17 protein-coding genes, 1 tRNA gene and 1 pseudogene are annotated in these 13,686 nt (G+C 69.0%); 16 read left to right on the forward strand and 3 right to left on the reverse strand.

What is annotated here, in order from left to right:
• Positions 1-199: 199 nt before the first annotated feature.
• Positions 200-274: transfer RNA gene (locus JK356_RS01170), tRNA-Arg, on the reverse strand.
• Between the two features lie 897 nt (positions 275-1,171).
• On the opposite strand from JK356_RS01170, the gene JK356_RS01175 reads away from it, so the two are divergent.
• A complete protein-coding gene (locus JK356_RS01175) occupies positions 1,172-1,618 on the forward strand; it encodes a winged helix-turn-helix domain-containing protein (protein WP_201865544.1) in 447 nt (148 codons plus the stop codon).
• Positions 1,619-1,629: 11 nt separating this feature from the next.
• A complete protein-coding gene (locus tag JK356_RS01180; protein WP_201865545.1) occupies positions 1,630-2,199 on the forward strand; it encodes an HD domain-containing protein in 570 nt (189 codons plus the stop codon).
• On the opposite strand, the gene JK356_RS01185 is transcribed toward JK356_RS01180, so the two are convergent.
• Both JK356_RS01185 and JK356_RS01190 read right to left on the reverse strand, forming a co-directional pair.
• Positions 2,187-2,660, reverse strand: coding sequence for an NUDIX domain-containing protein (locus JK356_RS01185; protein ID WP_201865546.1), 474 nt, complete (start codon positions 2,658-2,660; stop codon positions 2,187-2,189). The two genes, JK356_RS01180 and JK356_RS01185, sit on opposite strands and share 13 nt — an antisense overlap.
• Complete coding sequence (locus JK356_RS01190) at positions 2,660-3,427, reverse strand: helix-turn-helix domain-containing protein (protein ID WP_201865547.1); 768 nt, start codon at positions 3,425-3,427, stop codon at positions 2,660-2,662. Before JK356_RS01190 ends, JK356_RS01185 begins: the two co-directional genes overlap by 1 nt.
• Before the next feature lie 637 nt (positions 3,428-4,064).
• On the opposite strand from JK356_RS01190, the gene JK356_RS01195 reads away from it, so the two are divergent.
• From JK356_RS01195 to JK356_RS01260, 14 genes and pseudogenes are all read left to right on the forward strand, one after another.
• Entirely contained in the window at positions 4,065-4,358 is a 294-nt protein-coding gene (locus JK356_RS01195; protein ID WP_201865548.1) for a hypothetical protein, read from the forward strand.
• On the forward strand, positions 4,355-4,810 hold the full coding sequence (locus tag JK356_RS01200) for a Pycsar system effector family protein (RefSeq protein WP_201865549.1): 456 nt from the start codon (positions 4,355-4,357) through the stop codon (positions 4,808-4,810). Before JK356_RS01195 ends, JK356_RS01200 begins: the two co-directional genes overlap by 4 nt.
• Positions 4,807-5,832: a DUF2637 domain-containing protein gene (locus JK356_RS01205; RefSeq protein WP_201865550.1), complete on the forward strand. Its 1,026-nt coding sequence runs from the start codon at positions 4,807-4,809 to the stop codon at positions 5,830-5,832. Before JK356_RS01200 ends, JK356_RS01205 begins: the two co-directional genes overlap by 4 nt.
• Positions 5,829-6,485 carry a GGDEF domain-containing protein gene (locus JK356_RS01210; RefSeq protein ID WP_201865551.1) on the forward strand — a complete coding sequence of 219 codons (657 nt, stop codon included), beginning with the start codon at positions 5,829-5,831 and terminating at the stop codon, positions 6,483-6,485. Before JK356_RS01205 ends, JK356_RS01210 begins: the two co-directional genes overlap by 4 nt.
• Complete coding sequence (locus JK356_RS01215; RefSeq protein ID WP_201865552.1) at positions 6,482-6,817, forward strand: hypothetical protein; 336 nt, start codon at positions 6,482-6,484, stop codon at positions 6,815-6,817. The genes JK356_RS01210 and JK356_RS01215 overlap by 4 nt, the downstream gene beginning before the upstream one ends.
• A gap of 30 nt (positions 6,818-6,847) precedes the next feature.
• Entirely contained in the window at positions 6,848-7,513 is a 666-nt protein-coding gene (locus tag JK356_RS01220) for a hypothetical protein (RefSeq protein WP_201865553.1), read from the forward strand.
• 90 nt (positions 7,514-7,603) lie between these two features.
• Positions 7,604-9,850, forward strand: coding sequence for a cell division protein FtsK (locus tag JK356_RS01225; RefSeq protein ID WP_201865554.1), 2,247 nt, complete (start codon positions 7,604-7,606; stop codon positions 9,848-9,850).
• Positions 9,851-9,990: 140 nt separating this feature from the next.
• Complete coding sequence (locus JK356_RS01230; protein ID WP_201865555.1) at positions 9,991-10,242, forward strand: hypothetical protein; 252 nt, start codon at positions 9,991-9,993, stop codon at positions 10,240-10,242.
• A gap of 36 nt (positions 10,243-10,278) precedes the next feature.
• A pseudogene (locus JK356_RS01235) lies at positions 10,279-10,467 on the forward strand (hypothetical protein).
• Positions 10,468-10,478: 11 nt separating this feature from the next.
• Positions 10,479-10,946 (forward strand): hypothetical protein, encoded by a 468-nt coding sequence (locus JK356_RS01240; protein ID WP_307815351.1) that lies wholly within the window; start codon positions 10,479-10,481, stop codon positions 10,944-10,946.
• Positions 10,947-10,962: 16 nt separating this feature from the next.
• Positions 10,963-11,109, forward strand: a complete 147-nt coding sequence (locus JK356_RS01245) for a hypothetical protein (RefSeq protein ID WP_201865556.1) — start codon at positions 10,963-10,965, stop codon at positions 11,107-11,109.
• A gap of 13 nt (positions 11,110-11,122) precedes the next feature.
• Positions 11,123-11,635: a hypothetical protein gene (locus JK356_RS01250; protein WP_201865557.1), complete on the forward strand. Its 513-nt coding sequence runs from the start codon at positions 11,123-11,125 to the stop codon at positions 11,633-11,635.
• A gap of 86 nt (positions 11,636-11,721) precedes the next feature.
• Entirely contained in the window at positions 11,722-12,609 is an 888-nt protein-coding gene (locus JK356_RS01255; RefSeq protein ID WP_201865558.1) for a bifunctional DNA primase/polymerase, read from the forward strand.
• Positions 12,606-13,637: an AAA family ATPase gene (locus tag JK356_RS01260; protein ID WP_201865559.1), complete on the forward strand. Its 1,032-nt coding sequence runs from the start codon at positions 12,606-12,608 to the stop codon at positions 13,635-13,637. Before JK356_RS01255 ends, JK356_RS01260 begins: the two co-directional genes overlap by 4 nt.
• The last annotated feature ends 49 nt before the right edge of the window (positions 13,638-13,686 follow it).

Genomic DNA, 13,686 nt, shown 5'->3' on the forward strand with positions numbered 1-13,686 from the left:
CCATGTTCGGGAGCGATGACGCGAGTGGCAGCGAAAACGGCCTGTGACGTGCGGAGATGGTCACCAAGATCATTACGCGGCCATTACGTGATCACTGACATGAGGCTGCCTCTGGCCGCTTCCGGCTGCGCACGCACAATGACCCCGGACCAGGCATACGCCCTGGTCACGGGGCCTTTCAGCACTTCATCTGGGGTGCCCCCGGCAGGATTCGAACCTGCGCACACGGCTCCGGAGGCCTCGTTCCTTCGTGCTCTGAGTACCGGTTTGAGCTGCGAGAACGCCAATCGGTAGCGCGCGACGCCTGAATCTCACGCACCACTCACTCACACACTGATGAGGCAGCGTCGGGCAAGCACAGGGGCATTGATCCCCGCCGTACCGTTGTCAAGACGGCTGTAACACCCCGGTGTTACAGCCTCAGGATCCGGACGGTCGGACACTGGTGTACGAGGGGTGTCCGGCCCACCTGAGGACGATTGGAGGGGTGGTCACGAGTCGGCGAGCCACACTTCCCGTAACCGGACTCAGTCCTGGAGCGCCCGGAACGCCGTTTGTCGCGCAAGCCATCTGTGCAGGTCAAACCCATGATCAACGAGAATGTGACACGCGACACACAGATCTAGAGCGGCTGGCGCCCGCCGTCGCGCATCGGGCATCATCAGCGCAGGCCACAGCCCCCTCCAGACGGGAAGGGTTCCCCGGGAGCTGAAGCCCGAAGGGCATAGAAACGAGAGAGGACTAGGAGCCAGCAGCCAGCTCCAGGATGCGTTCCCCTGGAGCTGAAGCCCGAAGGGCATAGAAACGCGGCGGAGTGTACTTCACTCTTTACCCAGCCACTCTCGTTCCTCTGGAGTTGAAGTCCGAAGGGTGGAGAAACGGCGAGATGATGATTTCGGCGGACGGGAAAACCGCGCAATGGTGACATCACCGTGGGTTCAAACCCCGCCGACTCTGCTCCCTCGCTGCGGCAGGCTGAAACGCCCTCCAGTGTTCCAGTCTCGGAACCCGGACAGTCGGACAGTTGCCTTCATGAGGTGTCCGGGGCATTCATGCAGGTCAGCGCTCTAACCGGACAGTCGGACACATGGGACACTGTTTGCCGTGCGAGGTGCTGCCGACCGCGTGGCACTCTTGGCAGCACGCAAGAGGAGACGGCGAGAGGAGCCCAATGCCGGGAGCCAGTCCCCGCGGTACTTACTTGGTCATCTCAGAGAAGCTGCGGCAGCGGATCAAGGCGGATGCGTCCGGTGAAGCGCTGCCGTCCGAGGCTGACTTGATGCGCGAGCATGGTGTCTCCCGCAATACGATCCGCAGGGCGCTGAAGGTGCTCGAAGCTGAGGGCTTGGTGCGGCCGCTCCCGGGGGCCGGCTGGCGCATCGTGCGGGGCGGTGACCGCCGCTCCCTTGCTGAGCGGATGAGTGACCTGATCACCGAGGAATCCCTGTCTGTCGGCGATCCGTACCCCTCAGAAGCGCAGCTCTGCGAGCGGTTCGGTGCATCTCGTACGGCAGTACGCCGCGTCTTGGCGCAGATGGAGGGAAACGGCGTGCTCGACACCGTTCACGGCAAAGGGCGCACCGTGCGCGCTCTCCCGACCCGAGCCGTCCGGCCGTAGCCTTGACCACCATGGAACTCACTGAGTGGGCGTATGCGCTCTCCGAATCGTTGCTGTCCGGGCCGCTCCCGCGTCGGTGGGCGCACTCCCTGGGGGCTGCCAAACGCGCCCGCTCTCTGAGCCCGATCTTGGGGGATGACGCCGAGCTGCTGGAAGCCGCTGCCGTGCTGCACGACATCGGCTACGCGCCGGCCATCGCCGTTACAGGGTTTCACCCGCTCGACGGAGCACGGTTCCTCCGGGATCACGAACACGCCGACGACCGAGTTGTCCGCCTCGTGGCTCATCATTCATGCGCTCTTCTTGAAGCCGAGGAACGCGGACTGAGGCATGAGCTGGAGGGGGAGTTCAGCCTGGAGCGCCCCGACCTCGTTGACGCACTCCTCTATTGCGACATGACGACCACGCCGGACGGGGAGCAGACCAGCCCGGCCGATCGGATTGACGAAATTGTGCGGCGATACGGTCCGGATACGATTGTCGGCCGATTCATTCAGCGTGCGGCCCCGGAGATTCACGCTGCTTCACAGCGTGTCGAGGAGCGTTTGGCCAAGGTATCGGGCAGTGATCAGCCGATGTAGGGCTCGGTCCGTGAAGTGTCAAGACCATGCCTGATGCGCATCATCATGGACGGGTGAATATTGAGGCTGTCAAGGTCCGCTGGGTAGACCCAGCGGACCTCTTTTGATTCGCTGCTGGTGCGGAGAGAACCGCCGACAGGGTGGGCGCGGAAACAGATGGAGAACTGCTGTCTGACCTCTCCGTCGTCGTACGCCATGACGTGTTCGGGGTCGGTGTAGAGGCCGACGATGTTGTCGACCTCGACTTGGATGCCCGTCTCCTCGAACACCTCGCGCACGACCGTGTCACTGATCCGTTCACCGATGTCGTGGCCCCCACCCGGCAAGGCCCACAAGTCGTTGTCGGCTTTGTGGATGAGGAGAAGCCGCCCCGAGTCGTCGCGGACGACTGCCGTCACCGAGGGGACCACGGAATTAGCCTTTGGGGCATTCGGGTCACGGAAGTAGTCGACACGGCCCATTAGTGCGCCCCTTCCCAGTCGGCAGGTGAGGAGATCGGTCGGGCGGTTTCCCAGACTCGTTCGATGCTTTCAGCGTATGTGTCGAAGAGTTCACCGCCCGGAACTCGTTGCAGGTGCAGCACTGGGGCCATGTAGGCGCCGACGCCGTAGATGTGGCCGTTCGTCAGCATCTCGTCATCCGCCCGATAGATGGAGTTGTAGAGGGTCGTGCTGTGGAGGCGGAACTCCACACCGGGAAGACCGAAGAGCGGACCGTAGTTGATGAGGGCGTTTCGGATCTTCCCTGCCATGGCAGAGCCGATTCCCTCGTCCTCTCCGCGGACAGCAACCGCCGGCGACGTCGGCTCGCCGAGCATGAACCGGATGGGCACCCCGTCCGCTGACTTCTCCTTCACGATCCTGTGGAATGTCGCGTCCTCCGTCAGCCAGAACCCCGAGTACACGAGCACGTCAAACCGTCGCCTGGCCTTGGCGTAGACGTCCGTCCAAAGCGTCTGCGGCACCACAGAGCGGTGCGGGTAGAGCCTGACCAGCTCAGCATTGCTGGAAGCTGTGACGTCGGCGGACGTGCGCTCATCCGGCCACAGATACGACACCTCGCGCTTCAGGAGTGAGGCGGTCGCGTACTGGAAGCGCCGGTATGGCTTGCGGTTGGGGTCGTTGATCCAGCGTTCGACTGTCTTCGCGGCGACACCAAGCCGCTCTGCCACTTCGTCCAGGGTCAGGCCCGAGTCCACGATGGCGGCGCGCAGTCGTTCGTTCGCCACATCAACCTCCGCCTGTGGGGGACGACTTGGTACGACTTCACGCTAGCCAAGACGGACTCAAGTCGTACAGGTGCGGGGTCGAGTGTCGCCCTGGCCAGGGCGAATCTGGTGGTGCATCAAGCGCGGGGGCTCACCGATCTCCACGAAGCCGAGGGGCTTGACGGAGCAAACCCCTCTCTGCAAGATGAGGAACAGGTATTACATGTACCTCTCGCCCGGCACTGCCGGAGCGGCTGTGCATTGACAACTCCATGGGGATCACGCCGCCTCTCCTCGGCCAAGTAGGCGGCCACGCGGGACATCTGTCCCGGGTGAGGTACAGCGCAACCAAGTCCTGTGGCGCTCGTGCGCCACGGCCCCGGTCAGCCACGAAGGCGGCGGATCGAATCCGCTCCGGGGCACTGCGGGACGACTGCCTCTCACCGCCTCAGGACCACAGTCGCCCCGTTCAGCACACTTCCCGTGCTCTATCCGATCCTTCGCGCAACCGCCCCGATGGTCGCAGGCCAGGTTCGACTCCTGGTCGGGGCGCTCACCCCGCCGTCAGCGTGGCGGGGCCACCCGCCGGACCCGGTCGCCTCTCACCACCAGGCCACGACTGTCCGGCCCCCTGTCCCTTCAACAGCAGGAGCGCGTCATGCGTGTCTATGTGGGCGGCCATCAGGCCGTCTCCGTCGACGACTTCATCGAACTCGCTTTGGGCACTCCGCCTGAGCTGTGGCTGGGCGTGGAGGGCGAGAGCGAGGAGGAGCGCGCGGCTCGGCTGGACGCCGCCCGTGACATCCTCGCCTGCCACCCCGGCCTCCCCGACGACGTCGCCCGCATCGCCGCCGAGGTCATCGAGGCCCAGGCCCCGGAACTGTTCAACGTTGTCCCGCTCACCCGGCCGCCCGCCCGCCGCCGTACCTCCCGGAAGGGAGCAGCGGCATGAGCACCGCGACCGAGGCCCTGAAGGCCGCGCATGCCGAGGTGAGGGCGGAGATCGCGCGGACCGACAACAAGACGGCCCTGCTGCTGGCGTTCGTCGGCGCGGTGCTGGCCGGTGCCTGGACAGTCGCCAAGGATGTGCCCCTCACGCTTCCCGCCCGCATCGTCGGTGGGTTCGGGATGGCGCTGCTGGTGGCCGCCGTCGCGCTGCTGCTGCGGTCGGTTCGCCCGAATCTGAGCTGCCGCGGTGAGCGCTTCGGCTTCCCGCTGTGGGCCACTCTCACCGCCGAGGAGATCCCCGCCGCCGTCTCCGGCGACCTGACTACCAACATCGTCGGGCTGTCCCGGCTCGCGGTGGCGAAATACACCAGCCTGCGCCGCGCAGTCGACCTGACGTGCACAGGCGGTGCCCTGCTCGTCCTGGCCGTCCTGCTCGCGATCGGAGGTGCGGCGTGAACAACACCGACCCCGCGCACACCGCCGAACACCCGGCGGTGCCACCACTGACGAAACCGGAAAAGGGGCTTGCCTGGTTCGGTGCAGTCGCCGCCGCAGCGGTGGGCGCCCTCGGCCTGGTCTCCTCCTTCGACTCGGTGTCAGCCGCCGCTGCCCGATGGGGTTTCAGCAACCCGCAGATCCTCCCGGTGGCCATCGACGTCGCCATCCCCGTGTTCACCTTGGCCAACCTGCTGCTGATCCGGCTGGACATGGCGCTTGCCTGGGTGCGGTTCGTGCCGTGGACGCTGACGCTGGTCACGTGCTGGCTGAACATCGCGGCCGGGGACTCGGTGTCCGCCAAGGTGGCACACGGCACGATGCCGCTGCTGTGGGTGGTGTTCTCCGAGATCGGTGCCCACGTCTACGCCGTGCGCATCGGCGCCGCGACCGGCCGCCGTATGGAGCGGATCCGCTGGTCACGGTGGCTGCTCGCCCCCGTCTCCACCTTCACGCTGTGGCGGCGCATGACGCTGTGGGAGATCACCTCCTACGCGGACGCGCTCACCCGGGAACGGAAGCGGCTGCTGACCCGTGCCGAGCTACGCGAGCGCTACGGGCGAGGCTGGCGGTGGAAGACCCCGCGGCGTGAGCGGGTGCTGCTGCGGATCGGCGAACTCGCCCCCGCCGACACCGCCCCGCTGCCCGAGCTGCGGCCCGCTCCCGAGCCGGAGCAGACACCGGAAAAGCCCGGGCACCGGGCCCCGAAGCCCTCGCGCAAGCGACAGACCAAGAGCAGGACCAGGGCGGTGCAGCGCACCCCGGCGGAACTGCTCACCGAGGCACGTGCGCTCACGGCCGACTGGCCGGACGGGCAGATCAACGCCGAGGCGCTGCGCAAGGCCCTGCGCTGTGGCGCCGGCCCCGCTCGACAAGTGCGCGATGCCCTGCTTGCCGAGCGGACCGACAGGCGCATCCTGCACCCGGTGGACGCTGCCAACGCCCCGGCGACCGGCGGCGAAGCCGAGGAGGTGGCCGCGTGAACACCCTGGCCACGGTTCTGGTACCGGCTTTACCCCTGGCAAGCGGGTGGGCGCTGCACGTGTGGTGGCTGCGCCGCTGCCTGAACACTGCCCGCCGCGACCCGCTCACCGGACTGCACACCCGCGACGGCTTCACCCGCCGCGCCACCACGCTGCTGAGGAAGAACCCGCGCGCAGTCGTGGTGCTGGCCGACGTCGACAAGTTCAAGCACATCAACGACACCTACGGGCACGCCGCCGGAGACGCGTTGCTGAGGACGACCGCCGCCCGGCTTGCCCACCACGTCGGTTCCTCCGGGATCGTCGGACGCCTCGGAGGGGATGAGTTCGCCGCCGTCCTGCTCGACGAGCGTGGCTCGGTTAGTGACGAGCTCGCCGTCCTGCATCGCGTGCTCGCCCGCCCGGTCGACGGCCAGAACCCGGACGTGCGTACCACGGTCTCCCTCGGCTGGGTGCGCGCCGCGGACTTCCCCGGCGCCGACCTCTCGGACTTGCTGCGGCGAGCGGACGAGGCCATGTACGCGGCCAAACAGGCCCGTACCGGAACCCGCCGTGCCGGACTGGGGCGGCTGTTCGCCACCGTCACCGGCCGCCGTGCCGGCCGTACCGGCGCCCGTGCCGACACCTCGGCCGTGGTGGAGGTGACGGCATGAAATCGCAGCCCATCGTCGCAGCCGCCCTGTTCAACCGGGTCATGAAGACCGCGGGATACCGGTGCCAGTGCACCGGGCAGTGCGGCAACCCGCATGCCAAGGACGGCGGACGCTGCCCGCGCGAGCACGACGGCTACACCAGCAAGCACGGACGCCGGGTGCGACTGTTGGCCGCCCCCGCCGACCCGCTGACCACCGATGCCGCCGCCGCTCGCCTCCCGGCCGACGCGCTGCGCGCCTGGTGCGCCGACTGCCACACCACTGCCGCACGCCTGGCCAGGGGTCGGCTTCCCGCGGTGCCCGCGGGACAGGACGGCCTGTTCGAGCTGTAGCTCCTTCCCCCTCTGAGAGGACTCTCCGTCATGATCGGTCCGATCACGGATTTCCCCTACCTGCTGTCGCAGGTCAGCGACCACATGAGCGCGGACAGGACACTGCCCGGCCTCAACGGCGTCTACTTCGAGGCCTGCGGTGCGTACCTGTACGCAGTCGCCACCGACCGCTACACCCTGGCTGTCGCCCGGCGCCGCCTGGACAAGCGCCCCTCCCGGCCGTGGGCCGTACTGGTGGGCGAGCAGGAGTTGAAGCCGCTGCGCGCGTTCGCCGGCTTCAACCGTCACACCCCGCTGATGCTGACTCACCACCACGGCGACGACGGGCCGGTCCTCACCGTCCGGGCCGGCGCCCAGTCGCTCGCAGTGCCCGGCGCCACCTTCCAACTGCCGGGCCTGTGGGCACGCGGCGAGTGGCGCACCCTGCTCGCCGAGCACATCCACAACGCGCCGGATCTGCGACAGGAGATCGCACTGAACCCGACGCTGCTGGCCCGCTGGGGCCGCTCCGGCGGCGCCGACCGGAACACCCCGATCACGGCCTGGACGAACGGCCCCGGCAAGCCGCTCGTCATCGCCTGCGGCACCGACTTCCTCGGCCTGCACATGCCCGTCCGCGTCAGCGCCGACGCCCCGCAGCGCGCCGACATCGTCGCCGGATGGGGCGACCTCGCCCCCACGCTCTGCGCCGCCTGACACACGCCGGCAAACCACTACGGGCCCGGCCGCCCACCTCCTACAGCGTCGGCCGGGCCCTCCCTCCCGCGATTCCGGAAGGAGCTTTCAGTGAAGCATCCCGACAACGACAGTGAACTGTTTCCTCGACTGGAAGCCGACAGGACGGCCGACTCCGGCGCCGAGGTGGTCGACCTCAGCAAGGCCCGGTCGGCGCGCGAGCAGTCGGCCGACTCCGGATCCGACTCCCGGCCGACCGAATCGGCCGACTCCGCCGCCGACCGGTCGGGCGGCTCGGTCGACGACGGCGCGGACGGCGAGTCGGTGGTGATGGTCGACGGTCCGGCCCCGACCGGTCCGGGCCTGATGGACCGGCTGCGCTCCGGGCAGCGGCGTGAGGTGATCCCGGCCTGGGCGAAGTCCAAGCCGGAGTTCGTCAACGCACTGGGCTGGCTGGGCGGCTACGTCTGGCACACCACCGCCTACCACGCCGTACGGCTGCCCTGGTACTCCGCCCGGCTCGCCGTCCAGGCCCCGGCCGGGGTGGCGAAGTTCGTGGGCGGCACCCTGCGGTGGGTGACCGATGCCGAGGGCGAGCCGCTGCGGCAGGTCGCCGCCCGCCGCGAGAACGTCGAGGAGTACCTGAAGCTGTCGCGGCAGCGCGACAACCGGGTCAAGCTGCGCAGTCTTCTCCTGCTGCTCGCCCTGATCGTCGGCCCGGTGCTGGCCATCACATTGTTCGTGCTCGCTCCGGCCTGGCTGGAAGCTTTGACGCTGGCGCTGCTGACGGCCGGGTTCGGCTTTCTGGGGGCGCCGGCCGACAAGCCGGTCGTCTCCCGAGCCGTCGTCACGACCGAGGTGGAGCTGCTGACTTCCACCATCGTGGAGCGAGCCCTGGGATCACTCGGTATCGCCGAGATCAACAAGGCGCTCGCCAAGGGCGGGGAGGGCATCAAGTTCCCCGCCCCGATCACCCGCGACGGCCCCGGCTGGCGCGCGGACGTCGACCTGCCCTACGGCGTCACGGTCCCGGACATCCTGGACCGGCGCGAAAAGCTCGCCTCCGGCCTGCGCCGCCCGCTCGGCTGCGTGTGGCCGGAGCCGGTCCCGGACGAACACGCCGGCCGGATGATGCTGTGGGTGGGCGACCGGCCGCTGAACAAGGTGCCCCCGCCCGTCTGGCCGCTGGCCAAGTCCGGCACGACGTCGCTGTTCAAACCGCTGCCGTTCGGCACCGACCAGCGTGGCCGGCGCGTCGACGTCACGCTGATGTACGACAACATGCTGATCGGCGCTATGCCCGGCATGGGCAAGACGTTCTCCCTGCGCACGCCGCTGCTGGCCGCCGCCCTGGACCCAACCGCGGAACTTCTGATCTGGGAGCTGAAGGGCACTGGCGACCTGGACTGCCTGAAGCGGGTGGCGGCCGACTACGGCTCCGGCCCGAACGACGAGACCTGCGCCGCGGCACTGGAGTCGATCCGCTACGTGCACAAGGACCTGGAGCGACGGGCCAAGGTGATCGCCTCACTGCCCAAGGACAAGTGCCCGGAGAACAAGGTCACCCCGTCCCTGGCCGCCAACCGCTCGCTCGGGCTGCACCCACTGGTGCTCGCCATCGACGAGTGCCAGGAACTGTTCAGCCACGACAAGTACGGCAAGGAAGCCGGGACGCTGTGCACGGCCATTATCAAGCGCGGTCGGGCGCTGGGAGTGATCCTGCTGCTGGCCACGCAGCGCCCCGACAAGGACTCCTTGCCACCCGCGATCAGCGCGAACGTGGGCACGCGGTTCTGCCTGCGGGTCATGGGCCAGATCGAGAACGACATGATCCTGGGCACGTCGATGTACAAAAACGGCATCCGCGCCACCTCGTTCACCAAGTCCGACAAGGGCATCGGCTACCTGGTCGGCGCCGCCGACGACCCGCAGATCGTGCGCGGCTACTACATCGACGGCCCGTCCGCGGACGCCATCTGCGAATGCGCCCGCAAGGCCCGCGCGGAGGCAGGCACGCTGCGCGGCATCGCCGCCGGCCAGACCCCGGAGCGGCCCCAGGCGGCCGATCCGCTGCTGGAGGACATCCTCGCCGTCGTCCCCGCGGACGAGGCCAAGCCGTGGAACGACGTCACCGTCGACCGGCTCGTCGAACTGCGCCCCGAGCGCTACGGCGCCTGGGGCGAGCTGGAGCCCGCCGACAAGGCCCGCCAGCTCACCGCGGCACTCAAGCCCTATGGCGTGAGCACTGGGCAGGTGGCCCGGCGGATCAACGGCAAGACCGTCAACCGCACCGGCTTCGAACGCGCCCGCATCGCCGATGCGATTGCGGAGCGTGACAGAAAGCGGGACGCGGGCTGACGCCGAAGGGGCTCTAGCGCTAGAGCCGAAACCCTCTAGCGCTAGAGACCCCGCTAGCACCTCATATCGCCGCTGATCAGCGCGTTAGCCGCTAGCGGCCCGCTCGCGGAAACCCCTGAAACGGCCCCGGGAGGCCCTTTGTGACCCCGATCCTGCTCGCTATCACCTTTCCGCTCTTCGTCACTCTCGGTTACATCTCGGTGTGTGTGGCCAGCCCGTTCGGCACCTGCCGGAAGTGCAACGGCTTCGGCTTCCACATCACCACCGACCGCAAGGGACGGCCCAAGCGCGGCAAGACCTGCCGCCACTGCAAGGGCCACGGCAAGCGCATCCGCGTCGGCCGCTGGCTCTACAACCGCTGGGCCCGCATCCACCGCGCCGGCACCCGCTGACCCCCAACTCTCCGCCCCCGGAAGGAGAACCGCGGCATGGCCGTGACCGTCTCCCTGCTGCTCGTCTTCGGCGCCTTGCTCGTCATCCTGCTGCGCTCCAAGGCGCTGAGCTTCGGCTCCGCGTTCGTGGCCGTGATGTTCGGCTTCTAGCTCGCCTCCAGCGGCGCCGCCCCCACCGTCAACCAGCTCATGCGCGCCGTCGTCGACGCGCTGCCCAGCCTGTGAGGAGCACCACCGTGACCGAGCCCACCAACCCGTGCACCCCGCGCCCTGGACTGGGGGAGCGGCCCGTGGAAGTCCGCCGGCCCACCCTCATCACCCCCGCCACGGCGTCGCTCGTTGCAGCGCCGCCCGGCGGCATCCCCACCGTGGCGAGCGTCATCCTGTCGGACGGCAGGGTCGTCACCGGCTACGCCATCGAACCCGTCAAGCCCGAACCGGCCGCCGTCAAGCCGCCCGTCTCCCGCACGGCGGTGAACATCGCCCTCGGCGGCGTCGGCTTCCTCGCCGTGTGCGGCGGGCTGTTCCTGCTGACCGCGTTCATCACCGCCCTGACCGCGCTGATCACCCAGCTCATCATCCTCGCCGCCGTCATCTTCGGCGGCTGGATCGCCGCCCAGGTGTTCACCACCAGCAGCCACAAGGACGGGACCACGGTTCACATTCGCCGGGCCGTCTTCAAGCGCAACCACTTCCACGGCTGAGAAAGGACTGCACTCCATGGACCTCGAGGACTACTGCGACGACTGCGCCGACTTCGGATGCCCCGGCCACTACCTGTGTGACGAGTGCTCCGAAGACATCTGCACCGAGTGCGGCGGCTGCGCCTGCCCCGACAGCTACTGCCCGGACGCCCACTACGCCTGACCCAAGGAGAGCAGTGTTCGAGATCCGCGTCATCTGCGAGCCGGACGACGCCGACCGCGTCAGCACCGCGCTGGCCGTCGCGTTCAACACCGGCCCCGTACGCCTGTACCCGACCCGCGACGGCCGACGCACCCGGCTGTACGTCACCGCCGACCACCGCCCGGAACTTGAAGCGTGGCCCACGCCGGACGAGGCGTACGCATTCGCCCCGAACATCCTCTGCGAGATCGGATGGACCGCCCAGACAGCCACCGACACGCCGTTCGGCTGCGACCTGGGCCGCGAGTACTGGCTGCGCAAAGCCGCCGTGCTGGACCGCATCGCTCTGCGCACCGAGGACGATGGCCTCACCAGCGACGCCACCGACGCAGCCATCGAGGCCGCCCGCCAGCTCATCGCCCACGACCGGGACCGTGAAGGCGGCTGCCACGGCACCCCGTACCGGCCCGAGCACCCGGCTACCGCCGCCAACCCGCGCGGCTACGTCCGCCAGGAATACGCCCACTGGGCCAAGACCCACCCCTAGCAACGCCCGGGGCGGCCGCCTCTCACCACAAGACCACGGCCGCCCCGGCTCTCCTTGTCCCTTCGACAGAACAGGAGACCTTCAGAATGCCCCATCCGGACGGTGATGCACAGCTCACCGCTGCCCTCGCCGCGGCGTCGCGCGGCTGGCACGTCTTCCCTCTCATCCCCGGCGACAAGCGTCCCGCCATCCGTAACTGGGAGACCCGCGCCACCACCGACCCCGAGCGCATCACCCGGTGCTGGACGCACGCCCCCTACAACGTCGGCATCGCCACCGGCCCCTCCCGCCTGGTCGTCGTCGATCTGGACACCCCCAAGCACCCCGGCGACACGCCGCCCGCCGAATGGGCCGAACCCGGCGTCGTCGACGGCGCCAGCGTGCTCGCCCTGCTCTGCGACCGCCACGGCCAGCCGCTCCCGGTGAACACCCACACGGTGCGCACCGGACGCGGTGGGCTGCACCTGTACTTCGCCGCCCCCGAAAGCGAGGAACTGCGCAACACCGCGGGCAAGCTGGGCTGGAAGATCGACACCCGCGCGGCCGGCGGCTACGTCGTTGCCGCAGGAAGCGTCGTGGCCGGGCGCGAGTACACCACAGCCCACGACGGTCCGGCGGATCCGCTGCCGGGCTGGCTGGCCACCCTGCTGCGTCCGGCACCGCTGCCCCCGCAAAGGCCCGTCAGGGTGCCGCTGACAGCCCGTAACCGGCGCGGCAGGTTCCTGGCCGCCGCGCTCAACGGCGAGTTGGCCCGTATCACGAACTCGGGGCCGCACCAGCACAACAACGCCGTGTATCTCGCGTCCGTCGCCCTTGGCCAGCTCGTGGCAGGCGGAGAGCTGGACTCCCACGAGGTGACCGAGAGGCTGCTTCAGGCGGCGCTCAGCGTCGGCCAGGGCGAGCGCGAGGCCCGCCGCACCATCGCCTCCGGGCTCAAGGCCGGAGCCAACCGCCCCCGGACGGTCGCCGCATGAGCACCAACCCCATCCCTCCGCTCCACCTCTACTCCGTCCCCACCGACCCCGGCGTGACCCCCGGTGCGCCGGTCAAGAGAGAGCGCCCGCGCACCGCATGGACCGCGGATCAGCTCATGGCTGCCGAGTTCCCCGAGCCGAAGTGGGCTGTCCCCGGCATCCTCGCCGAGGGCGTCAACCTGCTCGCCGGACCCCCGAAGGTCGGCAAGTCGTGGCTCTCCCTCGGGCTCTCCCTCGCCGTCGCGGCCGGCGGGTACGCCTTCGACTCCGTGCCCGTCCAGGGCGGCCCGGTGCTCTACCTCGCCCTGGAGGACACCCCGCGCCGTCTCCAGACCCGCATGCGCAAGATCCTGGGCGGCCAGGCGGCCCCCTCGCAGCTCACCCTGGTCACCGAGTGCCCGCCCTTCCCCCAGGGCGGCAGCGACGCCATCGCCGGATGGCTGAAGCGCAACCCGGACGCCCGCATGGTCGTCATCGACGTCTTCGCCAAGATGCGCGGCCCCGCCCCGCAGGGCGTTTCGCAGTACGACGCGGACTACGTCGCCGTCGGTTACGCCAAGCGGATCGCCGATCACTACGGCATCGCCGTGGTGCTCGTCCACCACGTCCGCAAGCAAGGCTCGGACGACTTCCTGACCGAGGTGTCCGGCACCAACGGCATCGCCGGAGCAGCGGACGCCACGCTCGTGCTGAAGCGCGCCCGCGGGCAGGCGGACGGCATCCTGCACGTCACCGGCCGCGACGTCGACGAAGCCGAGTACGCCCTGAGGTTCCAGGCCGCTTCCGGCGCCTGGCAGATGCTGGACGGACCGGCGAGCGACCACACCATCGGCGACACCCGAGCCGCCATCCTGCGGTACGTCCGGGAGAACCCGGGGGTGCGACCGCGAGACATCGCAGCCGCGCTGCCGGACATCGACGCGGACACCGTGCGCCGCTACTGCTCCCGCATGGCGGGGGTGGGACAGCTCGCCAAGGACGCCGGGGGCCGCTACTACCCGGACACCCCACCCCGGGAGGTGTCCTAGGTGTCCGACTGTCCGATCACCCCGTCCCACCTGCATAAACGGACCGGAC

Source organism: Streptomyces sp. 7-21 (assembly GCF_016741785.1).
GTDB lineage: Bacteria > Actinomycetota > Actinomycetes > Streptomycetales > Streptomycetaceae > Streptomyces.

What these genes read in the sequence shown, in the direction of transcription:
- JK356_RS01255 (WP_201865558.1), top strand. Translation starts at nt 11,722, where the DNA reads ATGCCCCATCCGGACGGTGATGCACAGCTCACCGCTGCCCTCGCCGCG.
- JK356_RS01200 (WP_201865549.1), top strand. Translation starts at nt 4,355, where the DNA reads ATGAGCACCGCGACCGAGGCCCTGAAGGCCGCGCATGCCGAGGTGAGG.
- JK356_RS01180 (WP_201865545.1), top strand. Translation starts at nt 1,630, where the DNA reads ATGGAACTCACTGAGTGGGCGTATGCGCTCTCCGAATCGTTGCTGTCC.
- JK356_RS01260 (WP_201865559.1), top strand. Translation starts at nt 12,606, where the DNA reads ATGAGCACCAACCCCATCCCTCCGCTCCACCTCTACTCCGTCCCCACC.
- JK356_RS01220 (WP_201865553.1), top strand. Translation starts at nt 6,848, where the DNA reads ATGATCGGTCCGATCACGGATTTCCCCTACCTGCTGTCGCAGGTCAGC.
- JK356_RS01215 (WP_201865552.1), top strand. Translation starts at nt 6,482, where the DNA reads ATGAAATCGCAGCCCATCGTCGCAGCCGCCCTGTTCAACCGGGTCATG.
- JK356_RS01245 (WP_201865556.1), top strand. Translation starts at nt 10,963, where the DNA reads ATGGACCTCGAGGACTACTGCGACGACTGCGCCGACTTCGGATGCCCC.
- JK356_RS01195 (WP_201865548.1), top strand. Translation starts at nt 4,065, where the DNA reads ATGCGTGTCTATGTGGGCGGCCATCAGGCCGTCTCCGTCGACGACTTC.
- JK356_RS01185 (WP_201865546.1), bottom strand. Translation starts at nt 2,660, where the DNA reads ATGGGCCGTGTCGACTACTTCCGTGACCCGAATGCCCCAAAGGCTAAT.
- JK356_RS01175 (WP_201865544.1), top strand. Translation starts at nt 1,172, where the DNA reads ATGCCGGGAGCCAGTCCCCGCGGTACTTACTTGGTCATCTCAGAGAAG.